Below are 23,990 nucleotides of genomic sequence, written 5' to 3'. Positions count from 1 at the left end.
AAGAATAATATGGAAAAAATACTTCTTTTGGTTCTTTTGTCATGGTATACTCATTTGGAAATAGACAAAAATGGGGGTTTTTACTATGACAATGAAAAAAGGCCTAACGATCAGCCTGCTTATTTTCTCACTGATTGTTTCCTTGTTTGCGCCAGTTGGATCTGCGGATGCCAAACAAGCAAAAAAAGCAAAAGTAAGCACACACTATTATAAAAAGAAAAAAACGTTTAAATATGCACAGGTGAAAAACCTAAGCAAGGCGCATATGAAAACCATCAATCGTGATTTAAAAGAAGATATCGCTTTCTCTTATTCTACTTACTTGTTCTTAAAGGATGAAGCGAAAAAGGAAGGCTTTGGGAAGATCACGTACGAGAGATCGTTTAAAACGAAATTTAACAATGGGAAGAAACTAAGTATCTTAAACTATGACTACATGAATGATGGCAGCATGCACGGGGACACAATGGTTTCCAGCATGAACTATGTGTTAACAAAGAAAAAAACAAAGCAGCTGTTCTTGACTGACGTTGTGAAAACGAAGAAAAAGCGTACGAAAGTAAGAGATTATATTTATAACTACACAAAGAAACATAAAAGTAAATTCTATGCGAACCTGAAAAAAAGTGACATTGAAATCAACTACAACACACAGTATTACTTCACGAAAAAGGGAATTGCTGTTGTCTTCCAGCCATATGAAATTTCACCTTATTATGTTGGAATTCCTATGATTCAAGTTCCTGCGAAGGTATATAAATAAAAAGAAAAACGACCACTGAATCTGGTCGTTTTTTGCTGTTTATGCAAACAAAAAGAGCCCCTCAAGAGGCTCTTTTATTTGGATTTATACTTGTTTAGGTGCTTCGTTTAGTGGGTGACGGCGTTTTCCGTTGTAGTGGCGGCGCATACGAAAGATTTCAAACTCCGAAAGCTCTGCGCTTTTTCTTTTTTGGGTGCGGTTATCTTTTTTGAAAGAGAATAGTAAGTAGCAGCAAAGTGAAGCGATAATCAATAAAATCATCATATGACATTCCTCCAATTCATCCTATTCTTTAAGTGTAGACAGGGTGAGTGATGTTTATAACTGAAAATAAGCAGCAGAATCGGTTTAGTCCTTAAGGTTCATTCGATCTGCTATTTTAGGTCTAAAATACTGGTTGTTTTTAACTATTATATTTCCAGTTATTTCACTCGTCAAGAAGAATTTTTTCTGGGGTTGTCTCTATTAGTACGAATAAGTGTCATAAAAGTTTCAGAAAATTGTAAACTTTTATTAAAAAACCGTTCCCGAACAGGAACGGTTGTAAACATGTCTATGCTTTTTCTTCAAATAGACGGGCAATTTCAACGATAACTTCAGTTGCTTTCACCATGTTTTCAACGGAAATAAATTCATATTTACCGTGGAAGTTTTCCCCGCCAGTAAAGATGTTTGGCGTTGGTAGACCTTTATATGAAAGCTGGGAGCCATCTGTGCCGCCGCGGATTGGTTCAATGACCGGTGTGACTGAGCGATTTTCCATAGCTTCATGAGCTATGTCCACAATATGTTTCACCGGCTCAATTTTTTCTCTCATATTATAATATTGATCCTGAATGCTGAGGGTGATGCTGTTTTCTCCGTAGGTGGCTTTTAAGTCATTTGCTATTTTTTCAAACAATGCCTTGCGATTGTTGAATTTCTCTTTATCAAAATCACGGATAATATATTGCAGCTCCGCCTCTTCTACTTCCCCTACAAATTTCGTCAGGTGGAAAAAGCCTTCGTAGCCTTCTGTATACTCCGGAGATTCGTCAGAAGGAAGTTTGTTGTGAAAGAGCATCCCGATTTTCGCAGCGCTGACCATTTTGTCCTTAGCTGTTCCTGGGTGGACGTTGTTTCCTTTAATGGATACTTTCGCACCTGCTGCGTTGAAGCTTTCATATTGCAGCTCGCCAAGCGGTCCGCCGTCAATTGTGTAAGCATAGGAAGCGCCAAATGCATCAACATCAAACTTGTGCGGCCCTCTGCCAATCTCTTCATCTGGCGTAAAAGCGACGCGGATTTTTCCATGCTTAATGTCTGGGTGTTCGATTAGGTAATGCATAGCTGTCATAATTTCAGCGATACCAGCTTTGTTATCTGCACCAAGCAGGGTAGTGCCATCTGTTGTGATCAGCGTATGTCCTTGGTACTTTTGTAAATTTGGAAACTGTTGTGGAGATAAAACGATATGTAGATCTTCATTTAAGGTAATGTCGCCGCCTTGATAGTTCTCATGAAGCTGCGGTTTTACATTTTTGCCGATGAAATCAGTGGCTGTGTCGATATGAGCCAAAAAGCCAATGGTCGGCACGTCTTTGTCTGTGTTAGATGGGATCGTTCCCATGACATAGCCGTTTTCATCCATTGTCACTTCTTGAATCCCGATGGATTTCATTTCTTCAACAAGCTGTCTCGCCAGGTTCAATTGTCCTTCAGTAGATGGGCAGCTTTCCTTTTCTGCATCTGACTGCGTATCTACCTTCACATAGCTTGTGAAACGCTGAATCATTTCCTCTTTCATCTATACGTCACTCCTTTTGTAGAATACGTCCATTTTATCACGTCTTGAATGCGCTTCATAACAAGAAAGGCTTTCTCTGGCAATTAGAGAGGAAAAAGGCCTACTTTCATTAGGTGATGTGCTGAATGGTTCTTTAGGGTGATTTTTTTGGGTGTCTTTTTATTTATAATGAGGACATATAAAATCATCCATTTGTACGTTAAATTGGGAGAAAGGGGTGCGAAAGTTGGATTCTAGTCAAACGCTGGCACTCGCTCAAAAGTTTCAGGAAGCGGCTGATGAGATTCGGCAGTCAAAGCAGCTGCTGGAAAATCGGCTGAAGGCAGTAGGATCAGGCTGGCAGGGAGAAGCAAGAGATAAATTTGATCAAAGCTTTGAAGAAACAACGGCACGCTATGATCAATTTGAAAAGGATTTGCTTGAAACAAGTCAGGAACTGCGTGATGCAGCGGTCAAAATTGAGGAGCGTAAAGCTGAAATTGCCAGAATGGAAGAGCTTGAGCGAAAGAGACGAGAAGAACGGAGAGAAAGAAACAGAGAAGGGAGATGATGTGATGGCACGTGACATTGTGGTTGATCCAGATCAGCTGACAGGGCTGGCGAATGATTTTGTAGGAGAGCTGTCAGCCATTGAAACGAAGCACCGCGATTTACATAGTGAACTGGACGGGCTGATTTTAGGCTGCGATCCTCAGTATAGAAGCTGTTTTTCTGGTGTCGGGGATGCATGGGGAGCAGGACAAGCGTTAATCAGCAAATTGAGCAGCGATGATATTGCCATTCGTCATGCAACAGATAAAATGGTCGAAGCAGATGATATATTGCGGAAATTGTACAGCATCTATGATCAATATGGTACACTCACGAGCTTAGCAGGTATCGTGATGATGCAGGCATTATGGGCTTGGAATGACGACCTTTATTAAAGAAAATGGCCGATATGCAGCGCAGCATTCGAAGCTGCTGCTTGATCTGACCAGCCGGGTAGAAGGAACGAGATTTGACCGGTTAGCAAGGATTTGGCTGAGTAAAAAAGAATTATTAAAACGATCGAACTGGCCGATGGCTGACTTGGTCCATAAGAAATTCACAAAATTTTATCCTGACGATACAGTTGCGTTCACAAACAGTGTCCGTGATTTTACAAAAGGAAGTATTAATTGGAAGGACACAGCTGCGATCAAGTCTGTTCTGAAAAATGGTGCAAGGTTTGCGAAAGGGAATGCCATCATTGCAACAGTTGTCACTGGTGCAACAGAAACAGTGGGCTGTGGATTGAAAATTGCCGAGAACTATGCAGAATTCGGTGATCAGCCAGAAGTTCTTAAGCGTGAGAATGCAAAGGCTGTTGGAAATGCAGTGAACAATACGGTCTTTATCGCTGGCGGTTCTGTCGCAGGTGCCGTTGTCGGGGGCGCTCTTGGAAGCTTTGCAGGTCCGATTGGAACCGTTGTTGGCGGAGCCATTGGTTCAGCAGTAGGGGGATTTATTGGAGAAAAAGTCGCCAAGCTGACATCCGGTTTTGCTGAACAGATGGCAGTGAAATTAAAGGACCCGATTCATGCGGTCGTGGATAAAGGGAAAAAAGCATTCGAACTGGCGGGTCAAGGTGTGAAAGCAGTCAATGATACCATTGATCAGGCAAATCAGGTGATACATAAAGGGATAGAGAAAACAAAAGAAACCGCAGATTCGCTCATAAAGGGTGCAGGCGATTTCTTTAAGGGTGCATTTTCTTTTGGATAAGGAGAGATCAAGTTGGATCAGCTAAGTCTAAGTATTGAGGAACTCATCTTTAGTTTTTACAGTGAAGGCTATTTTGAACAAGGCATGTCCTTAAAGGAAGCGTATTATCCTGATGTTGAGGATGAGCGCCTTGGGTTTTTATTTGAAATTGCGTGCCGTTCTTTGCTCTCAAAAGGTGTACTGGAATTTCGAAACAGACAATACCGTTATAAAGCGGAATACCGTCATTTCATCCAGGCGATGAATGATGCCTCTTACACCGTCAAGGCGTCTAGATTTGGAGATTTAGATGAAGAAATCAGCACCTCCTTTCACACAACTCAGGCGGGTGTATATGCGCATCATACGCTTTATGATCAACAAGTGCATCAGATTCGTAAACTGAGCGGCGATCAGCAGGCAGAAGAGCAAGTGACAGCCTTTTTCAACATACAGATGAATGATCACCCTGAACCTGTCATCAGTCTCCAGGCGGAGGAATTTGAAATGCTGTTAGAGCAAGCAAGCGAAGCAAAAAATGAGTGGCCATCCTTTCTGAATCAAGCAGAGAATCAAGAGCTCGTGAAGGCATTTGTTTCTGATGTACAGACGAGAAAAGGAAAGATGGATTCCCTCATGAAGGTCGTCTATGACAAAAATAATACGCCTGATGTGGAGTCGATGATATTTGTCATTCCAGGTGAGAACCAATCGTGGCTTGTATCAGGAGTAAAAGAAAATCAATTTCGCATTGAGACGGCTCATCGAGACGGGTTCCGTTCTATATTCTAATGGAGAAAAGGAGAATGACGCTTGAATCCAAGTGAAGTAATAGAAGTAAGGAGCAGACCTTTTTTAAGAGTATGGGCATTCTTAGCAACGGGCGGCTTCGGTATCATCGGTATTTGGTTATTTTCAGAAGCTCTTACATTTGAATCGAACTATACATTGTTTTTATTTTTAGGCGGACTATTAGGTATTGTCTATGGCTGGATCTCCTTTTTGATGATTTTGCCTGCTTTTACGAAGAGGGGAAATGTGATTTTTCGCATTCAGCGCGGAGAGAATGGCGCTGTGCTGCACCGGGAGCGAACAATTCCTTTTCAAGATATTCAATCAATCGACATGCGCAGGCATCGTTACAGTATAAGAGGATTTCTTTTTATGGATGTGCTCATTCGGAAAGTCGATGGGAAATTGATCAGAATTCCGGCGTACAGCATTTTAGATGAAGAAGTATTTGAGCAGACCGTCAAACAGGAGATCTATCCATATTTACATCAGGCAGCCCAAGAAAATTGGAGACAGCAGCATGGCCAGGGAGAAGAGAAGACCGACTAAGCTGTGTTTGTCAGAATTGTATAGGATGAGGCGCCACTTTTTCGAAAAAATCGTGTATGATGTCAGTAAAGACTGAACACTCGGAGAGGTGATGAGATATGGATAAAGAGATGGTAATCGACCTCGTCACAGAACAAATGGCACGGATTCGAAAAGAAAAGGATTATACGCAGGATCGCATGGCGGAGGTACTTGGTCTATCGAAACGGCATTTACAGCAGGTTGAAAAAAACAGGCTGCGTCTCAATTGGACGCAATCCGCGGCCGTATGTGCATTATTCAGAGATAGTGACATTCTGAAAGGGACACTAGGGGATGACCCGCTTGAGATTTTGGAAGTTGTGGCACATGATGAATTACATCTATCAGTTGAGCGTACGATTGGCGGAAAGGTTTGGTGGAGGACGGCTGTCAAAAAAGGCACGTTTCGCCTTCAGCAAAATGTACTTAGTCAGCACTACCGCATCCTAGATGAGGAGAATTATCGCTATTATAGTTCTTTTAATAAAGAAGAAGCGAAGCGGCGGCTAGAGGAATTAAGCCAGCTGTCTTCTCCATATTGAGATTGGAAAAGGAAAGAGAGGCACCTGTTTGATAGGTGCCTCTCTTTTCTGTGTTTATACTTTTAGAGTGTTTTTCGCCCGAATAAAGGCAACAAGCTGTTTGATTTCTTCATCATTTAGGGGAACGCCGTCTACATGAATGGTTCCTTCTTTTGCTTCCGTCAGTTCAATTTTGATATCAGAGATTTTGCGTTGTATCTCTGGCTCGTCCGTTCTACCAAGTAAAAAATCAATGGACGTATCATACAAATCAGCCAGCAGCTTCACTGCTTCAAGCGAAGGTCGTCGGTACCCAGATTCGTAACCGGCATAGGTGCTTTTGGCGATACCTAGGCGATCTGCCGTATGCTGGAGAGACCATTTTTTCTTTTTTCTAAGAGTGGTTAAACGATCGAGTATCATACATGAACGCTCCTTTATTTACAACAACAGTATATCATATTTTGGCATAGAATGTACGCGTTATGCGTAACAATTTCTTGATTAATTCGCGTTATGTGACTATAATGGCAATGAAGGTACGCGTAAAGCGTATATTATAGAATAGCACAAGCTAGCTTATAATATGTGTGACAAACGAAGTAATTTTACGAAAGAGGTGGACCTGTTGAAGAAATTATTGCTTTTAACGACTGGTGGGACGATAGCATCTGTAGAGAGTGAAAATGGATTAGCTCCAGGTGTTAAAGCTGAGGATCTTTTGAGCTATTTAAACGAAATTAATGCAGAATATACAATGGACACAAAGTCCCTAATGAGTATAGATAGTACAAATATGCAGCCTGAATACTGGGTTGATATCGCAACAGCCATTTATGAGAATTATGATCAGTATGATGGGTTTGTTGTGACTCACGGAACCGATACAATGGCCTATACATCAGCAGCGCTGTCTTATATGCTGCAAAATCCTGATAAGCCGATCGTAATTACAGGTTCACAAATTCCGATTACTTTTAAGAAAACAGATGCGAAGAAAAACATCACAGATGCGATTCGTTTTGCATGTGACGGTGTTGGCGGCGTATATGTCGTGTTTGATGGCAGAGTCATCCAAGGAACACGTGCGATCAAACTAAGAACGAAAAGCTATGATGCATTTGAAAGCATTAACTACCCATATATTGCATCAATTGAAAACCATCAAATTGAATACAATAGCAAAGTAAAAAGAACACCAATGAAACCGCTTAAATTAGATGCATCCTTGAACACAGATGTGTGTCTGTTAAAATTGCACCCAGGCCTGAAGCCTGAGTTTTTAGATGCAGTCAAAAGCATGTACAAAGGCGTTGTCATTGAAAGCTACGGCAGCGGCGGAATTCCTTTCGAAGGAAGAAACCTTTTAGAAAAGATCAACGAATTGCTGGAAGAAGGCATTTCTGTTGTCATCACCACTCAGTGTCTTGAAGAAGGCGAAGACATGAGTGTGTATGAGGTAGGACGCAAGATCAATCAAGAATTGGTGGCACGTTCAAGAAATATGAATACAGAAGCTATCGTGCCGAAACTGATGTGGGCACTAGGCAAAACAACAGATCCAAGAGAAGTCAAAAAGATTATGGAAACGCCAATCGCAGAAGATTTAGTGATTTAACTATTCTATAGAAAGCAGGTCATAAGAGATGGTTCAAGCAACTTATCGCTATGAGAAGGATTTTCTTGGTGAAAAAGAAATTCCAGCAGACGTGTATTATGGGGTTCAAACCCTTCGTGCGAAAGAGAATTTCCCGATTACAGGATATCGGATGCACGAGGAACTAATCAGAGCCTTTGCCATCGTGAAAAAAGCAGCAGCTCAAGCCAATATGGAAGTCGGACGTTTATATGAAGGAATTGGAAATGCCATCGTTCAAGCGTCTGACGAAGTCATTGAAGGCAAACTGCACGAGTACTTTATTGTCGATCCAATTCAAGGCGGCGCAGGAACGTCCATGAATATGAATGCCAATGAAGTGATTGGAAACAGAGCGCTAGAAATCATGGGACATCAAAAGGGTGAATACATCCATTTAAGCCCAAACACACATGTGAATATGTCGCAATCAACAAATGACTCATTCCCAACGGCGATTCATATTGCTGTACTCAAGCAGTTAGACATTCTGCTTGAAACGATGCAAGCCATGCAGGACGTCTTCAAAAAGAAAGCAAAAGAATTCGATCATGTGATCAAAATGGGCCGTACGCACTTGCAGGATGCTGTTCCAATCCGTTTGGGACAGGAATTTGAAGCTTACAGCCGCGTGCTGAGCCGTGATATTAAGCGGATCAACCAATCGAAGCAGCATTTATATGAAGTCAATATGGGTGCGACAGCTGTTGGGACGGGCTTAAACGCAGATCCTCGTTATATTGAGATCGTGGTGAAAAAGCTCGCTGATATTTCTGGTCTTCCTCTTGTAGGGGCAGAGCATCTCGTGGATGCAACGCAAAATACAGATGCTTACACAGAAGTATCCGCCGCTTTAAAAGTATGTATGATGAACATGTCTAAGATTGCCAATGACCTTCGCTTAATGGCATCTGGTCCACGTGCAGGTCTTGCTGAAATTGCATTGCCAGCCCGTCAGCCTGGATCATCCATTATGCCTGGGAAAGTCAATCCAGTCATGGCAGAGCTCATTAACCAAATCGCATTCCAGGTCATTGGGAATGACCACACGATCTGTCTTGCTTCTGAAGCAGGCCAGCTTGAGTTAAATGTGATGGAGCCTGTTTTAGTCTTTAACTTGCTTCAGTCTATTAGTATAATGAATAACGGATTCCGCTCATTCACAGATCATTGCTTAGTGGACATTGAAGCAAATGAACTACGTTTGAAAGAATATGTAGAAAAAAGTGCAGGCGTGATCACTGCCGTGAACCCTCACTTAGGCTATGAAGCAGCTGCTAGAATTGCAAGAGAAGCCATTTTAACAGGTCAATCGATCAGAGATCTTTGCTTGCAGAACGATGTTTTAACGGAAGAAGAACTTGATATTATCTTAAATCCATTTGAGATGACAAAGCCTGGCATTGCGGGTGCAGAGCTCCTAGAGCGATAATATTATCAAAAATTTTATTTTATTAATATGTGGAATTGCCTGTGAAAAAGAGAAAAAACAGGCAATTCACTTTCTTTCGAATTGACACACTTTTTTCACAATATTTTGAAAACGCTTAACGCACGCACAAAGGGAGGAAACACAATGAAAACACCACGTCTACCATCTATTTTAGAAGTCGTAGCTGTACTTGGCTTGTTTTTAGCAATTGTTTTATCATTTACTCTTTACTTCAAATTAGATATTCAACTCGCATTGTTTATCTCATGGTTTATGGTTATTGCGTTGGGTATTCGATTGGGGCATTCTTATAAGGATCTTCAAAACGCCATTACAAAAGGGATATCGAATGGTTTAGAAGCTGTTTTAATTTTAATTGCAGTAGGTGCACTTGTAGGAACATGGATTGCTGGTGGAGTTGTACCAACGTTAATTTACTATGGACTGGAATTTATTCATCCTAATATATTCTTACTAGCTACACTGATTATCTGTTCCATTATGTCTGTTGCTACAGGAACATCATGGGGTACAGTTGGAACCGCAGGTATTGCCATGATTGCGATTGGTGAAGGTTTGGGAATTCCATTACCTATCGTGGCTGGTGCTGTTTTATCTGGAGCCTATTTTGGTGATAAATTATCTCCATTATCTGATAGTACTGTCCTTGCTTCCTCACTTTCAAAAGTGGACGTGCTCGCACATGTTCGAGCGATGATGGTCTTATCCATACCTGCCTTTGTCATAACTGCCATTATGTTTACCATTACCGGGTTTATGTATGGCGGAAAAAATATTGATCAAGGAAAAGTAGAGTTTTTGAAACAAGCACTGCAAGATACATTCACGATTAATATTTGGATGATCATTCCGGCGCTTATTGTTGTGCTATTACTTGTCTTGAAAAAACCTTCAATGCCTGTTATTGCGATTGGTGCGCTTCTTGGCGCAGTTTGGGCAATGGCATTCCAAGGAATGAATCCAGCCGATGCACTTGGTACAGCTTATAATGGTTTCTCTATTAATTCAGATGTAGAATTCTTAAATACGCTGTTAAACCGTGGCGGTATTGTGAATATGCTTGGATCTTTAGTGGTCATTATTCTCGGACTTGGTTTCGGTGGAGTATTAGAATATTTAGGCGTATTAAAAGTCATCGTTGCGACATTTGAGAAAAAATTACATAATGCAGGGAATGTAACGCTGTCTACACTCGTTGTTGCGTTCTTCGCCAATATCTTTGGCTGTGCGATGTATGTATCGTTAATCCTTACACCAAAAATTATGGAAAAGAGCTACGATAAATTAAAGTTAGACAGACGGGTTTTATCCAGAAACTCTGAGGTCGGTGGTACGCTTACTTCTGGTATGGTTCCATGGTCAGATAACGGTATTTACATGGCAGGAATCCTCGGCGTATCGACATTCTCTTATTTACCATTTATGTGGTTGAGCTTTGTCGCCATTGGTCTTGCGATCATTTACGGATATACGGGCAAATTCATTTGGTACGTGAAAGATCAACAAGAAAGAGAAGAATCGGCCTCATAAGCCGTTTTCAAAAGCCGCTCCTGCACGGGGCGGCTTTGTTTGTCCTAGGACTGAGAGACTATATGTGACATATAGCAAACGAACAGGAATTTAGACCTCCTATAAAAGAGGTCAAAAGAGGGAGTGTAAAACAGAGTGAAAGCATATTTATCCCATAAAAAGGGCACAAATCCCTATTCAAACATGAGTCTTTGAACCTTATAATAACAATATTGGAAAAAGTGCTATTCACCTTACGCTCGTTTAGAGGGACTCTAAGCAGCGTTTTTATTTTGACAGGAGGAGGAACCCATATGAGCTTATCGGATATGCTGTCTGCCCTTAACGGTGGCATTTCAAATAAAAAAGCAGAAATTGAAGAGAAAATCGCTCGGCTCAAAAAGGCGAAAAGCAAGGTTGAACGTGAACAAGATGCGGCAGAAACAGATTTAAAGCAAATCAAGCAGCCAAAGCTTGGGACCTCTTGGAAAGGTGAGCGAAGCCAGGATTTCAAAACAGACCGAAATGAAGCACATGATGCGCTGCAAACGATCGTGAACGATAAATACCCACGTTATGTGAGCCGTATCGAATTCAAAATCAGTACATTAGAAGCAGAACAAGCTGCGTTATCCTTTGCCAGTTCCTTAGCTGGAGACGCCGCACGCCTTGCTGAAAAAGGAGAAGACGCAGTAGAGGACGCAAAACGCTTGATCTCAAAAGCATGGAGCAGCTTGTAAGCGAGCTTCATGCTGAACAAATCTGGAGGATATCACAATGGGACAAATTAAGTTAAACTACCAAACAGTCATGGATCAACTAGATGAAGTCTCCCAAGCAGTCGAAGCTTTAGCGATGAAAAAAGCAGCAGATAAAGCAGGTGAAAACAGTCTTGAATTTGTAACCAAGTGGACGGCACGTGAAGCAGAGGTAAGCGAAATGGTTTCAAGCTTTAAAGAAGCTCTAATCAAAAACGTTCAGGATACACGTTCTAACGTGAAAACATTAAAAGAACAAGACGAAGCGATTGCTGCAAAATAATCAGCACAATCGCTTTTATTTATGGATATCATTTACATGATGTAATTTAGTTATAAAGACTCATATAAAATTCGGGGTGTAAGACCTTGTATTATTCCGTTTTTCTTCCAAATGCGTCGCTAAAAGGACACCTTTTCCCTATTTAAGCCTGAGGCTTTTCACCTTATACTATACTTAATGAAAGCAGAACGATAGAAATATCAGGATTGGAAAAATCAAGTGAGTCGACGGTTTCCAAAGGCGCTCACGCCGTGCTTTCGTATGAGGTCAGATAGAGGTGGATGACATGAGTTTATCCGAGATGCTGCACCATCTGCATATGGGAATTGAGAACAAACGTGCAGAATTTGACGAAATGATCTCTCGGTTAAAGACAGCCAAAAGCAATATTCGAACAGAACAAGATCTTGCCCAGTCAGATATCAAAGAAATCAAGAAGCCTGCTCTAGATTCGTCATGGAAAGGCGAGAGAGGAACCGACTTTCATCGCCACCGGAAAGACGCTTACAGCGTGATGCACGACATCGTCAACGATGAATATGAAAAATATATAACAGAGATTGACCAAAAAATCTTACACTTTGAATTGAAAAAAATGGAGCTGGCCGTTGCCAGTAATTTTGCAGGAAGAGCTCAGGACGTGATGGAAAAGGGCGAGGATTTTGCAAAGGATGTTAAACATTTGATTGAACGGGGCTGGAAAGCTCTTTAAAACCATAAACGAAACAGCCGTCTCATAAAAGGGCGGCTGTTTTTTTGTTTAGTCACATCCACCACCGCCGCTATCACCTGAATCACTCCCGCAGGAGGCATCAGAAGCGTGATGGGTATACGAATCAGTATATGTACTAGTCGTTGAATTATGATGTGCAGAACGCTTAGCAGATGCACGTTTATCCTTTGGTGTGAACAAGCTGGCAACGATGGCTCCTAAAAAAGCTAATATGATAATGACAACAAACATAAAAGCATCCCTCCTCTAGTTTCATATTCATACGAATGAGCCATATCTAGGTTCCCGATTTGAAAGAAATACTGGGCAAAGAGTTCTATTTTCGTTTATGATGATAGGCAAAAGTAAATGCCAAGGGAGGAGAGCCCATGCTATCTCTACGTCAGGAGGAGCTTCTGAAACGATTGATGCAAGCGGAGCAGGAACTGACAAGTGAAGAAATTGCCCGTGTGATCGGAGTCACATCACGAACCATCCGCACAGATATGAAAGCGCTTAAAGTGATCTTAGAAGAACATGGTGCCGCACTACATATTAAACGCGGGGCAGGCTATACATTGAGCGTTGAAGATTATGGGGCATTTCGTACATTTTTGAAAAAATCACTGAGAGAAAGAAATGAGAAAAAGGAACAGTCCATTCCCAATCAGCCTGAGGACCGCGTGGCTTATCTATTGAAAAGGCTGCTTCTGTCAGAAGAATATATCAAATTAGAGGGATTGGCAGAGGAATTATTTGTGAGTGAATCCACAGTGAAAAATGATTTAAAAGCTGTCAGGCATTTGTTTTCATTGCATGGACTTTCTATATCGCACCGCCCTAAATATGGACTGCGTCTGACAGGCGATGAAATGAAATTAAGATATTGTATGGCAGAGCATGTATTTCAGCAGGATCAAGCGCACTCTATACTGTTACCTGAAGAAACGTATCAACTGATTCAGGACATCGTGCGTTCACGTACAAAAGCCACCGGACTTCATTTATCAGAAATCGGTTTAAGCAATTTAGTGACCCATATTGCCATCGCATGCAAACGAATAGAAGAAAAAAAGCTGGTTAAGATGCCAGAAGCGGAATTGAGAGAAATTCAAGTGCAGCCAGTTTTCCAAATAGCTCAACAAATGACTGAAGATATTCGCCGCGTATTAGCGATTGATTTTCCGTTATCTGAAATGGCGTACATCGCAATTCACTTAATGGGGGCAAAGATGATGGCATATGGAGAGGCTGGCCATACGCTATTTCATCTGCTGGACGAAGATCATTTTCGTTTCACTCACCAATTGCTTGCTTATGTGGAGGAGCATATGTCACTTGATATTCAGTTTGATAAGGAGCTGATCGTTGGTTTAAGTCTTCATTTGCGTTCCGCCATTCATCGTTTTAGATACGATATGAATATTCGAAATCCCTATTTACCAGACATTAAAAGGCACTATCCCATTGCGTTTGAGGCGGGTGTTTATATGGGCAGGTGGCTGAAGGAAAAAGAGGGTGTTGAGATTCCTGAGGATGAAATCGGATATTTGGCACTTCATATTGGAGCTGCAATCGAGCGGACAAAAACACAGCATGTGAGAAAGACATGTCTTATTGTGTGTGCGACGGGTGTCGCCAGCAGTCAGCTTCTTCTTCATAAGCTCACGGCGGCTTTTAGCGGAAGACTGGAGATCGCTGGAACTGCAAGTGTGGGGGAACTTCCTTCGTATGATTTGAAAAGCATTGATTTTATTATTAGTACCATTCCGCTTCAGAATACATTGCCTGTGCCAGTAATTGATGTACATACGATTCTAAGTGATGATGATATTGTCCGGCTAAAACGATTTGTGCAAAATTCACAGGATACAGGTGTTTTACGGTATGTGAGTCCGGCGCTGACATTTTTTCAGCAAGACCTTCAATCAAGGGAAGAGGTTCTTCAATTTTTCGTGAACGTGTTAAAGGAGCAGCATCGAATCTCAGACGAGTTTGAACAATTATTGCTAGAAAGAGAGCAAGTGTCACCCACCTCTTTCGGTCATTTGGTTGCGATTCCTCATCCAATTAAGCCGGCAACAGACGATACGTTTTGTGCAATCTGTACGTTAAAAAAGCCGGTGCTGTGGGGAGAAGATCGAGTACAAGTTGTTTGCTTGTTAAGCATCCAGAAGACGTATCAAAAAGAATTACAGTCGCTTTATCAATTTCTTGTGCGGCTGACAGAACGGAAGGAAGTGGTGGAACAGCTCATCAAAGCCTCTTCATTTGAAGAACTGACAGCAGCACTTCAAGTATTGGAGCAGCCAAATGAAAAAACGCGACATCCATTTCCGCATCTGTGAGGAAAAAGATTAGATGTTAATGAAAGCGCTTTTAAAATAACATCAAAAAGGAGGATGATCACGAGTTTGTGCAAAGGGGGAGACGGATCATGAGCTTCAAGGAGAAAGCGGCAGATGTCATGGGGCATGTGGCTTATCGCATCACCAATCAGAAATATATTATGGCGATTAAACAGGCATTTGTCACATTGATGCCGATCATCATTACAGGAGCTTTTGCTGTACTGGTGGCAAATATGATCATGAGCCCGGAAACAGGGCTTGCTCATTTTGAGATATTCAGGTTTTTAGCAGAGCTTCAGCCTATTATGAAGGCAATCAATTATGCCACGCTGAACTTTTTAACCATTGGGGCTGTGTTCCTCATTGGGATTGAGCTTGGGAAAATCAACGGGCACAAGTCGCTGTTCCCAGGATTGATGGCGTTGATTTCATTCATATCTGTTATTCCAACGACACTTCTTCTTGAAGTTGATGGATCGATGCGTGAGGTTGTAGACGTGTTGGCAAGACAATTTTCCGATCCAAAAAGCTTATTTTTAGGGATGATCATTGCGATCGTATCTGTGGAAATCTTTTGTAAGCTGACTGAGGTGAAATGGCTGCAAATCAAGATGCCAGATTCGGTTCCGTCGAATGTGGCAACGTCTTTTTCATCACTTTTTCCTTCTATCATTACAATTACGATCATTAGTTCATTCGGGTTTGCATTTCATCGTGTGACAGGCATTTATTTGCATGAAGCAGTATATAACGTGGTGCAGCGTCCGCTAGAAAGTGTTGTACAGGGGCTGCCTGGGATTTTAACGTTGATGTTTGTGGCACAATTTTTCTGGGTGATCGGCATCCATGGCAACCAGATGATTAAGCCGATCCGGGAGCCGCTCTTATTAGGATCGATTGCAGTGAATATGACAGCATTTCAAGAGGGAAAAGAGATCCCGAATATTATCACGATGCCGTTTTGGGATGTGTATATGAGCATCGGTGGTTCAGGTGTGACCATTGGACTTTTGATTGCAATTTTCATTGCTGGGAGAAGGGAAGAGATGCGAAGCATTGCCAAGCTCTCATCAGGACCCGGACTGTTCAACATCAATGAACCTGTTATTTTTGGATTACCCGTCATGCTAAACCCTGTGATGGCGATCCCATTTATCGTCACACCGCTTGTGACAGGTACGATTGGTTATATTGCGACGGCTACAGGATTCGCTGGAAAAGCGGTCGTGATGGTGCCGTGGACGACACCGCCGCTTGTGAATGCATGGCTGTCAACCGCTGGCAGCATGGGAGCCGTCATCACACAGCTTATCTGCATTGTGGTTGCTGTTTTCATCTATTTACCGTTTGTTCTCTTGTCTAATCGCAAGCCAGAAGCAGCACCAGATTCAGAATAAACATTCAGAAGAAGAAAAGGGAGGCGGCGACATGAACAGCATTGAGATTCCAAGAGATTTTATCCTAGGTGCTGCGGCTTCTGCATGGCAGACGGAGGGCTGGAAGGGAAAGCGGGCGCATCAGGACTCGTACATCGATTTATGGTATAAGGAAGGGTATCACGTATGGCACGAAGGCTATGGGCCAGCTGGTGCGACGAACTTTTACGAGCGCTATCCTGAGGATGTAGCCTTAATGAAAGAGATTGGGCTGACACATTACAGGACATCGATCAATTGGTCGAGATTTCTCATAGATTACGAGAATGGGATAGTGGATGAGGCCTATGCTCGTTACATTGATGATCTGATCAATGAATTAATCGCAGCAGGTGTAGAACCGATGTTTTGCTTAGAGCATTATGAGCTTCCTGCCGTTTTGCTTGAGAAGTACGGCGGATGGTCATCAAAGCATGTCGTTGATCTGTTTGTTCTCTATGCAGAAAAAGTGTTTGAGCGCTACGGAGACCGGGTCAAGCATTGGTTTAGTTTTAATGAACCGATTGTTGTCCAGACACGTGTTTATCTAGATGCCATCCGATATCCGTATGAGCAAAATACGAAGAAATGGATGCAGTGGAACTATCATAAAGCACTGGCAACAGCAAAAGTGGTGAAGCTGTTTCAGGAGATGGGTTTGAAGGAATCGACAGGAGCCAAAATCGGCGTGATTCTCAATCCAGAAGTGACGTATGCAAGATCGTCTGCTCCGCATGACCAAGAAGCGGCACGTATGTATGATTTGTTTTTTAATCGAGTGTTCTTAGATCCTTCCATCAAAGGGGAGTATCCAGAGGAACTGATCGATGTGTTGAAAAAGCATGATATTCTTTTCGATTCCACAGAGGAAGAGCTTCAGATCATCAAGAATCATACGGTAGATGTCGTCGGACTTAACTTGTACTATCCGCATCGTGTCAAGGCGCCGAGTAAGGCTTGGAACGAAGGGACGCCTTTTCACCCATCCTATTATTACGATATGTTTGAGCTTCCAGGGAGAAAAATGAATCCTTTTAGAGGATGGGAAATCTACCCGAAGATTGTCTACGATATGGGGATGAGGATAAAAGAGGAATACGGAAATATTGAGTGGTTTGTGGCCGAAAATGGCATGGGTGTAGAAAAGGAAGAACGGTTTAAAAAAGAAGATGGAATCATTGATGACCAGTATCGCATTTCATTTATCAGCCAGCATTTGAAGCGGGCACTTCAAGCGAAAGCAGAAGGATCAAATTGCACGGGTTATATGCTTTGGGCATTTACAGACAATGTCTCACCGATGAATGCCTTTAAAAACCGCTATGGATTAGTCGAAATCCAGCTGGAGAATGAACGGAATCGACAGCTGAAAGCATCTGCGTATTGGTACCAGACATTAATCAAAACTAGGCAACTGACAGTTGAAACAGAAGTCATTTATCAATAGGAGTGATGGGATATGAAACGAATCATTCTCGCTTGTGCAGCAGGAATGTCGACGTCCATTGTGGTGTCGAAAATGAAGGCCGCCGCAGAAGCTAAAGGGCTGGATTACTATATTTATGCTATACCTGAAGGAGCCATTGCGGATGAACTAGAAGAGCATGGAGAGGATGTACAGGCGATTTTACTTGGACCGCAAGTAAGTTTTATGAAAAAAGCAGCAGAAAAAACAGCGGCACCTTATCAAATCCCTGTCGATGTCGTCAATGTGAGATTATACGGAACAGCAAACGGAGAAAAAATCCTAGATCATGCACTGAAACTAGCAAATGAATCTTGAGTAATTGGAGGAGAAGCAGATGACGGTATTAGAGGAAATGCAGGGAGCAGCCTTTCAAATCATTGCCCATGCAGGCGAGGCAAGAAGTCATTATGTAGAAGCGATTCGTCTAGCAAGAGCTGATGATTTTGAAAAAGCGCAGCAGTTGATCGAAAAAGGGGAGGAAGCGTTTCGAAGCATCCACAACCTGCACTTGTCGCTGATTCAAAAAGAAGCGGCAGGTGAACAGCTTCCGTTTTCTTTACTGCTGATACACGCAGAAGATCAAATGCTCACAACAGAGACCATTCATCTGCTCGCCATCGAGATGATCGAAATGTGTAAAAAAATGAATACCCTGTCAAAATAGATATCAATGAATAACCAATTTCTGTTATAATCATTCGGTAGATAAAGAGAAAGCAGGATTGGTGAATGAAGAAAACATGTATGCTGATGACGGTTGGTCTTATGCTGCTGCTCATTTCGGGCTGTACGGGAATGAAGGAGCAGGCGGAAGGAAGCCAGCAAGTCGTCAAAGAGGAAAAGGGTCCATTACAAACAAAAGATATGCATCAGAAAAAAGAAACGGCAGTGATAAAGACACAAAACTGGATGAAGCAAAAGGAGCCGGTCGAGCTTCCAATTTTGATGTATCACAGCATCTCAAGCGGTAACTCGTTACGTGTGCCAAAGAGCGAATTTGCATCCCATATGAAATGGCTGAAGGACAACGACTATGTCACACTGTCGCCAGAAGAGGCGTACCGCGTTTTCACAACAAATTCGATGCCAAGTAAGAAGAGTGTCCTCATTACATTTGATGATGGATATACGGATAACTATACAAAGGCATTTCCGATTTTAAAACAGCATGGAATGAAAGCAACGATTTTCATGATTGAGCAATCCATTGGCCGTCCGAATCACTTAACGGATGAGCAAATGGATGAGATGATGGCACATGGGATCTCGATTGAGAGTCATACGATTCATCATTTAGAGCTCAATCAATTATCAAAGCAGCAGCAGGAAGAGGAGTTAAAAGGATCAAAGACATTCTTTGATCAGCGATTTTCTCAGCGTACGAGAATGGTCAGCTATCCTGTCGGGCGCTATAATGAAGAGACGTTGAAGCTGGCGAAGGAAGCCGGATACCAAATGGCTGTTACCACTGAACCAGGACATGCGAAGAAGGAACAAGGCATGATGTCCTTGCACCGCGTCCGCATTTCACCGGGACTTTCACCAGAAAGCTTTGGCAGGCTCGTTGAAGCGAAGTAAAGATCAATGTTTCACATGAAACATTTTACGACAAGTTTCGCGATACCTGAATAAAACTTGTTTTGGATTTAAATAGATTCATGCAATATAAGGAATCAGTTTTTAATATACTGATTCTTTTTTATTTAGTTAAACTAGGTCATACAGTTGCCAATATAAAGTAGGGGGCATAGAAGAAAAGTACTCAGACTTCTAATTTATAAGATTGTTGAACAAGTTATTTGATCAATTGAGCACACTCTAATTTTAAATTACTGTAACTAAAGCTCTTATAGTTTTTTACACATTAAGCTTTAAAAAGTACGCTTATCTATGGTAACAATTTGTTACTTATGGTAACATGTAATTGCACAAGTTTTTTGTTCAACTCGGACTAAGTTGAACTAGTTTTCAAACTGAAGCACGAGAGCTTCAAGGTGAATTTCTTGAACGTCACCATATAACTGAAAAGAAATTTAATTTGAGCACTCGGCTGACTACCGTGTGCTTTTTCTATGTATAAATTTAAAATGTGATGAATATACTGAAGTAATATAGAAAAAATAAAGCAGCCCTCCAAAAAACAGAAACGAGATAGAACCAGCATTACCTTGACTAGAGGTAATGAAGGTGCCACTTTATTTTTCATTATCATTTTAAGGGTTATTTCAGAACGGTCTCTTATCTATCATCCATGCTATGAACTGGACTAGAGTTCGTATTAAATTTAAGATAAGAAACCAAAGCTTGTACTTGCAGGTACAAGCTTCTTTCTTTTTGTTCTTGCGTCTTTCAACGCGTGAACGCACAAGTTTTGTTCCCAAACTGACCCCTCCTTTCTCGGCATAAAAACACCTTTAGTATAGAAGGGGGGAGGACTATCGATTGCTACACGTTTCTATGTATATTTTACCATTACTTCTATTAAATAACGAATAGCACTTTGGTTTTTCCTCGCATTCTTTCATCATTTGTCAAAAAATTCTATATGGGTTTTCTCTTGCTTATAATACTCCAATCGATTTTTTAGTGTTCCAGTATGAAATTCGAATTTATGTCCATCAGGGTCCGTAAAGTAGATCGATTGACGATCCTTTTCATCTCTTGGACGGCCTTGCAATAAGTTGACGTTCATATTTTTTAGTTTGTTGTACATGTAATTTATATCCTCTTCATCAATTGAAAAAGCGATGTGTGTGTATGATTCATGAATATCTTGGCGAGGAATATCCTTTTCTACATTGAGGGCAAGCCATAGTCCGTTCAAATCGAAGTAAGCTGTCGTTCGTCCCTTTGCTAACAATGTAGCATCAAAGATCTTTGTGTAAAAATCAATAGATGCCTCTAAATCTGAAACAGAAAATAACAGATGGTTTATTCCTTTTACTTTCAAATTAATCACCTCATAATAAATGATGAGAAAAAAGGTTGTAGATGTCGATCTACAACCTTTTTTTGTTTATTGATAAACGGGATAGCCCGTCATTTTGATATCTTTCCCGAGTGGTTCCACGGTGAGTTGATCCAGTTCAATGGCATCACTCATGAGGCGTATGCCTTCGCCTCCGAAAAAGGAAGGGGAAAGTCGTCCGCCAATGAGTTTAGGCGCCATATAGATGACCAATTTATCTACAAGCTGCTGTTCTAAGAAAGAGGCGTTAATCTGGCCGCCGCCTTCAATCATGAGAGAGGAGATATTTTTTTCTCCCAGTACTTGAAGCACTTCCTGCAGGGGAACCCGCGTGTCGCTGTCAGTCATAAAGACACGGACGCCAGCTTCTTCTAAAGCCGCTCGTTTTTCCTCATCGGCTTGCTTTGTTGTAAAAATCCATGTAGGTGCCATCTGATCTGTGACGATCTTTGCTGTCAGTGGTGTAGACAGCTTAGAGTCTAAGACAATTCGAATCGGATTGTTTCCATTTGGAATCCGCGCAGTTAATGAAGGATCATCGTGAATGACAGTTTGAGCACCGACCAAAATCGCATCATTGATACTGCGGATATGGTGAGCATCATAACGGGATGTCTCAGATGTAATCCACTTGCTGTCAGACGTGGCAGAGGCGATTTTCCCATCTAAGGTAATGCCCGCTTTGAGCGTCACGAAAGGTGTTTTTTTCGTAATAAAGTGATTAAATACTTCATTCATCAGTATGGATTCTTGTTCAAGTACGCCCGTGATAACTTGGATGCCCGCGTCTTGTAAAATGGCAATCCCGCGGCCAGCGACAAGTGGATTCGGATCAAGAGCTGCGACGACAACGGTTTCGACGCCGGCTTTCACAAGTGCTTCGGCACAAGGGCCTGTGCGCCCATGGTGGGAACAAGGCTCAAGGGTCACATAAATCGTGGCTCCTTTTGCCTTGTCTCCAGCCATGTTAAGTGCATGAATTTCAGCATGCGGTTCACCGGCTTTCATATGAGCGCCGACTCCAACAATCTCATTCTCTCGCACAATCACAGCCCCGACGAGCGGATTCGGAGATGTCTGACCTTTCATTGCTCGTGCATTATCAAGGGCTAGCTTCATATATCGCTCATGATGTGGCAATCGTACGCACCTCTTGCTCCGCCTTCATGTGACCTGAGCGGTTGATTTTTGTCTGCAAGTATTTCTCGTTAAATTCAGAGACATCTCCCCAAAGCGGAATGCGTCCAGAAAGAGATAAACCTGCATGGCTGATCGCATCTGTCTTTTTCGGGTTATTGGTAATGAGTCTGACCGGCTTTGTACGAAGTGTTTGAAGAACGGCAATGGCTTCTTCGTATTGACGTGTGTCATCTTCAAAACCAAGTGCTTCATTCGCTTCTACTGTATCATAGCCGTTTTCTTGAAGAATATAAGCCATGGCTTTACTGAAAAGACCAATGCCGCGGCCTTCATGATTGGCTAAGTAAAACAGGGCTCCTGCTCCATTGTCCTCAATCATTCGCATAGACTGCTTCAATTGGAATCCACAGTCGCAGCGCTTGCTTCCGAAAATATCGCCAGTGTGGCAAATGGAATGCATACGGATAAGAGCTTCGTCAGCGTGCTCGAAATCCCCATACACAAGAACGCTTGACTGCTGATGATCAGCCAGCTGGCGGGACGAAAGGCTTTCAATTAAAGCTTCATCTGACAGTGGCTCTTTTCCATCGTCTTTTAACCATGAATACCAGTTAAACATCACGGTTCTGCCGTCTAAATTCACTGGCAGTTTAATGGGTCCAGTGATATAGATATACCCGTCTTCTTGCTGTACTCGTTTGATTTTATCTTTTAATATGGCTGTTTTAAGCTCTGTGTGTTTGTCCATATTCTGCACCTTCTTTTTAGTCTGTTTCTTCAATCTGTAAACGAACGAGAACGCCAAATGGATCAACAAATTCGCTGCTTTTTCCTGTCGTGTTGACTTGAGTGCCTGCTTTTGTCAGACGTTCGACGACGGATTGTCTGTCTGCTTCTTCTGGGAAAACCAGTGTATAGCTTCTAATTCCTGAAAAACGTGGATCAATGGCTCCTTTTCGTCCGCGTCCCCATGCATTAAAGGCAAGGTGGTGGTGGTACACACCAGCGGCGATAAATACGCTTGCTGGTGGAGCCATTCGGATATGAAAACCGAGCGTATTGACATAAAAGGAATCCGCTTCTTCTGGGTTGAGATGGAAATGCAAGTGTCCCATCACTGTACCGGCAGGGAGTCCTTCCCATGTGGTATCAGCTGCTTCTTGCAGGAGTCCATCTCCATCAAGCGGTGCATTTCCGCCACCTTTCAGTTCTCCATGCTCACCGACCCAAATGTCCTGAGGACGGTCAGCATAAATTTCTACGCCAATGCCGTCAGGATCACTTAAATAAATGGCTTCACTGAAAAAGTGATCGCTTGCTCCAATTAAAGGATAGCCTTTTTTGATTACATGTGCCAGCCATGTGCCCAGGTTTTTTCTGGTAGGTAATAAAACAGCAAAATGATAAAGTCCTGGCTCATGATCAGGCTTTTCTTTCAGTTGTGCATCTTCTTTTAACAAAAGAATCGGTTCCTTTGCATTGCTGCCAAGTGTCACCGTGGAATCTGTCTTTTCTAATATAGAAAATCCTAAAATGTCTGTATAAAAAGGTAAAGAACGATCAAAGCTGGACACATGTAATTCTGTTACACCCAGCCTTAGCTGCTCAATTGTCTTCAAGCTCGGTCATCTCCTTCATGATATATGCATCGGCATGTTCAAATGTTTTTGAAAATCTATAAAAAATGAATACCTTGTTACTTTTAGTAACTAAACTATATAATAGTTAGTGACTTATTTCAAGTAATTAATTGTGTTATAATAAAAAAAAGAGAAAAAAGCAGGAGGGAGTAAGATATGGCTCAAGTAGATGGCTGTCCAATTACAGATGCCATGGAGATTCTAGGCAAGAAGTGGGTCATTCTCATCATCAATCAGCTTCTGACAGGGCCTAAGCGTTTTTGTCAGCTTGAAAATGAAATGAACATCAGCGGAAGATTACTATCAGAAAGGCTGAAGGATTTAGAAGCTGAGGGACTTGTTGAGAAAAAAGTATACCCCGATATTCCAGTGCGGATTGAATACGAATTAACAGTTCAAGGGAAGAAAATTGAACCGATTATTCGTGAAATGTATGCTTGGTCTTTAGATCGTAAACACAGCAAAATAGAGGAACATGTTTCATCTTAATCCATTTCGAT

Annotated in this window: 26 protein-coding genes and 1 pseudogene; 19 read left to right on the top strand and 8 right to left on the bottom strand. The window is 41.9% G+C overall.

From position 1 onward, the window contains the following. Window positions 1-85 precede the first annotated feature (85 nt). Entirely contained in the window at window positions 86-763 is a 678-nt protein-coding gene (locus tag AC3WTB_RS09320; RefSeq protein WP_039182576.1) for a DUF3298 and DUF4163 domain-containing protein, read from the top strand. 84 nt (window positions 764-847) lie between these two features. Here the strand turns inward: AC3WTB_RS09320 and AC3WTB_RS09315 are convergent, their stop codons facing one another. Then, window positions 848-1,027 (bottom strand): hypothetical protein, encoded by a 180-nt coding sequence (locus tag AC3WTB_RS09315; RefSeq protein ID WP_039182574.1) that lies wholly within the window; start codon window positions 1,025-1,027, stop codon window positions 848-850. 289 nt (window positions 1,028-1,316) lie between these two features. Then, a complete protein-coding gene (gene pepT / locus AC3WTB_RS09310; protein WP_492333627.1) occupies window positions 1,317-2,549 on the bottom strand; it encodes a peptidase T in 1,233 nt (410 codons plus the stop codon). Window positions 2,550-2,775: 226 nt separating this feature from the next. Here pepT and AC3WTB_RS09305 point away from each other — a divergent pair, with 226 nt between their 5' ends. The 5 genes and pseudogenes from AC3WTB_RS09305 to AC3WTB_RS09285 all read left to right on the top strand — a co-directional run bounded on the left by AC3WTB_RS09305 (window position 2,776) and on the right by AC3WTB_RS09285 (window position 6,178). Further along, complete coding sequence (locus tag AC3WTB_RS09305) at window positions 2,776-3,099, top strand: WXG100 family type VII secretion target (protein WP_024427532.1); 324 nt, start codon at window positions 2,776-2,778, stop codon at window positions 3,097-3,099. A gap of 4 nt (window positions 3,100-3,103) precedes the next feature. Further along, window positions 3,104-4,295: pseudogene (locus AC3WTB_RS09300) on the top strand (DUF6861 domain-containing protein). Window positions 4,296-4,307: 12 nt separating this feature from the next. Continuing rightward, window positions 4,308-5,066: a YfjC family protein gene (locus AC3WTB_RS09295; RefSeq protein WP_492333626.1), complete on the top strand. Its 759-nt coding sequence runs from the start codon at window positions 4,308-4,310 to the stop codon at window positions 5,064-5,066. Between the two features lie 21 nt (window positions 5,067-5,087). Then, on the top strand, window positions 5,088-5,615 hold the full coding sequence (locus tag AC3WTB_RS09290) for a YfjD family protein (RefSeq protein WP_058838437.1): 528 nt from the start codon (window positions 5,088-5,090) through the stop codon (window positions 5,613-5,615). 98 nt (window positions 5,616-5,713) lie between these two features. Next, window positions 5,714-6,178 carry a helix-turn-helix domain-containing protein gene (locus tag AC3WTB_RS09285; RefSeq protein WP_039182560.1) on the top strand — a complete coding sequence of 155 codons (465 nt, stop codon included), beginning with the start codon at window positions 5,714-5,716 and terminating at the stop codon, window positions 6,176-6,178. 54 nt (window positions 6,179-6,232) lie between these two features. Here AC3WTB_RS09285 and AC3WTB_RS09280 read toward each other — a convergent pair whose 3' ends face one another. Beyond that, a complete protein-coding gene (locus AC3WTB_RS09280; RefSeq protein ID WP_039182556.1) occupies window positions 6,233-6,580 on the bottom strand; it encodes a helix-turn-helix domain-containing protein in 348 nt (115 codons plus the stop codon). Window positions 6,581-6,785: 205 nt separating this feature from the next. On the opposite strand from AC3WTB_RS09280, the gene AC3WTB_RS09275 reads away from it, so the two are divergent. The 6 genes from AC3WTB_RS09275 (at window position 6,786) to AC3WTB_RS09250 (ending at window position 12,508) form a co-directional block, all read left to right on the top strand. Beyond that, window positions 6,786-7,775: an asparaginase gene (locus tag AC3WTB_RS09275; RefSeq protein WP_024427527.1), complete on the top strand. Its 990-nt coding sequence runs from the start codon at window positions 6,786-6,788 to the stop codon at window positions 7,773-7,775. A gap of 28 nt (window positions 7,776-7,803) precedes the next feature. Further along, a complete protein-coding gene (aspA, locus tag AC3WTB_RS09270; RefSeq protein ID WP_492333625.1) occupies window positions 7,804-9,225 on the top strand; it encodes an aspartate ammonia-lyase in 1,422 nt (473 codons plus the stop codon). 144 nt (window positions 9,226-9,369) lie between these two features. Beyond that, window positions 9,370-10,776 carry a Na+/H+ antiporter NhaC gene (gene nhaC, locus AC3WTB_RS09265; RefSeq protein WP_058838438.1) on the top strand — a complete coding sequence of 469 codons (1,407 nt, stop codon included), beginning with the start codon at window positions 9,370-9,372 and terminating at the stop codon, window positions 10,774-10,776. 293 nt (window positions 10,777-11,069) lie between these two features. Beyond that, entirely contained in the window at window positions 11,070-11,495 is a 426-nt protein-coding gene (locus AC3WTB_RS09260) for a YwqH-like family protein (RefSeq protein WP_041118256.1), read from the top strand. Between the two features lie 37 nt (window positions 11,496-11,532). Next, window positions 11,533-11,796, top strand: a complete 264-nt coding sequence (locus AC3WTB_RS09255) for a YwqI/YxiC family protein (protein ID WP_268473489.1) — start codon at window positions 11,533-11,535, stop codon at window positions 11,794-11,796. A 286-nt stretch (window positions 11,797-12,082) separates the two neighbouring features. Beyond that, entirely contained in the window at window positions 12,083-12,508 is a 426-nt protein-coding gene (locus tag AC3WTB_RS09250; RefSeq protein ID WP_039182541.1) for a YwqH-like family protein, read from the top strand. A gap of 48 nt (window positions 12,509-12,556) precedes the next feature. Here the strand turns inward: AC3WTB_RS09250 and AC3WTB_RS09245 are convergent, their stop codons facing one another. Beyond that, window positions 12,557-12,760: a hypothetical protein gene (locus tag AC3WTB_RS09245; protein ID WP_492333624.1), complete on the bottom strand. Its 204-nt coding sequence runs from the start codon at window positions 12,758-12,760 to the stop codon at window positions 12,557-12,559. Window positions 12,761-12,897: 137 nt separating this feature from the next. Between AC3WTB_RS09245 and AC3WTB_RS09240 the strand changes: the two genes are divergently transcribed. The 6 genes from AC3WTB_RS09240 to AC3WTB_RS09215 all read left to right on the top strand — a co-directional run bounded on the left by AC3WTB_RS09240 (window position 12,898) and on the right by AC3WTB_RS09215 (window position 19,320). Beyond that, window positions 12,898-14,856 (top strand): BglG family transcription antiterminator, encoded by a 1,959-nt coding sequence (locus tag AC3WTB_RS09240; RefSeq protein WP_492333623.1) that lies wholly within the window; start codon window positions 12,898-12,900, stop codon window positions 14,854-14,856. Between the two features lie 89 nt (window positions 14,857-14,945). After that, window positions 14,946-16,256, top strand: coding sequence for a PTS sugar transporter subunit IIC (locus AC3WTB_RS09235; RefSeq protein WP_039182533.1), 1,311 nt, complete (start codon window positions 14,946-14,948; stop codon window positions 16,254-16,256). 31 nt (window positions 16,257-16,287) lie between these two features. Beyond that, on the top strand, window positions 16,288-17,721 hold the full coding sequence (locus tag AC3WTB_RS09230) for a glycoside hydrolase family 1 protein (protein WP_492333622.1): 1,434 nt from the start codon (window positions 16,288-16,290) through the stop codon (window positions 17,719-17,721). A gap of 12 nt (window positions 17,722-17,733) precedes the next feature. Continuing rightward, window positions 17,734-18,057: a PTS sugar transporter subunit IIB gene (locus AC3WTB_RS09225; protein WP_212043633.1), complete on the top strand. Its 324-nt coding sequence runs from the start codon at window positions 17,734-17,736 to the stop codon at window positions 18,055-18,057. A gap of 19 nt (window positions 18,058-18,076) precedes the next feature. Continuing rightward, window positions 18,077-18,406, top strand: coding sequence for a PTS sugar transporter subunit IIA (locus AC3WTB_RS09220; protein WP_024423898.1), 330 nt, complete (start codon window positions 18,077-18,079; stop codon window positions 18,404-18,406). 65 nt (window positions 18,407-18,471) lie between these two features. After that, complete coding sequence (locus tag AC3WTB_RS09215; RefSeq protein ID WP_492333621.1) at window positions 18,472-19,320, top strand: polysaccharide deacetylase family protein; 849 nt, start codon at window positions 18,472-18,474, stop codon at window positions 19,318-19,320. A 946-nt stretch (window positions 19,321-20,266) separates the two neighbouring features. Here the strand turns inward: AC3WTB_RS09215 and fosB are convergent. From fosB to AC3WTB_RS09195, 4 genes are all read right to left on the bottom strand, one after another. Continuing rightward, window positions 20,267-20,692, bottom strand: coding sequence for a metallothiol transferase FosB (fosB, locus tag AC3WTB_RS09210; RefSeq protein ID WP_492333620.1), 426 nt, complete (start codon window positions 20,690-20,692; stop codon window positions 20,267-20,269). A 66-nt stretch (window positions 20,693-20,758) separates the two neighbouring features. Continuing rightward, window positions 20,759-21,850 carry a bifunctional diaminohydroxyphosphoribosylaminopyrimidine deaminase/5-amino-6-(5-phosphoribosylamino)uracil reductase RibD gene (ribD, locus tag AC3WTB_RS09205; protein WP_047202940.1) on the bottom strand — a complete coding sequence of 364 codons (1,092 nt, stop codon included), beginning with the start codon at window positions 21,848-21,850 and terminating at the stop codon, window positions 20,759-20,761. Then, complete coding sequence (locus AC3WTB_RS09200) at window positions 21,837-22,598, bottom strand: GTP cyclohydrolase II (protein ID WP_024427515.1); 762 nt, start codon at window positions 22,596-22,598, stop codon at window positions 21,837-21,839. The genes ribD and AC3WTB_RS09200 overlap by 14 nt, the downstream gene beginning before the upstream one ends. A gap of 16 nt (window positions 22,599-22,614) precedes the next feature. Then, window positions 22,615-23,469, bottom strand: a complete 855-nt coding sequence (locus AC3WTB_RS09195) for a VOC family protein (RefSeq protein ID WP_047202941.1) — start codon at window positions 23,467-23,469, stop codon at window positions 22,615-22,617. Between the two features lie 177 nt (window positions 23,470-23,646). Here AC3WTB_RS09195 and AC3WTB_RS09190 point away from each other — a divergent pair, with 177 nt between their 5' ends. Continuing rightward, window positions 23,647-23,979 (top strand): winged helix-turn-helix transcriptional regulator, encoded by a 333-nt coding sequence (locus tag AC3WTB_RS09190; RefSeq protein ID WP_047202942.1) that lies wholly within the window; start codon window positions 23,647-23,649, stop codon window positions 23,977-23,979. The last annotated feature ends 11 nt before the right edge of the window (window positions 23,980-23,990 follow it).

Source organism: Bacillus sp. EB106-04-04-XG123, from assembly GCF_058791855.1.
The sequence above is the reverse complement of the archived record's forward strand: the minus strand, read 5'-3'. Positions and strand labels throughout refer to the sequence as shown.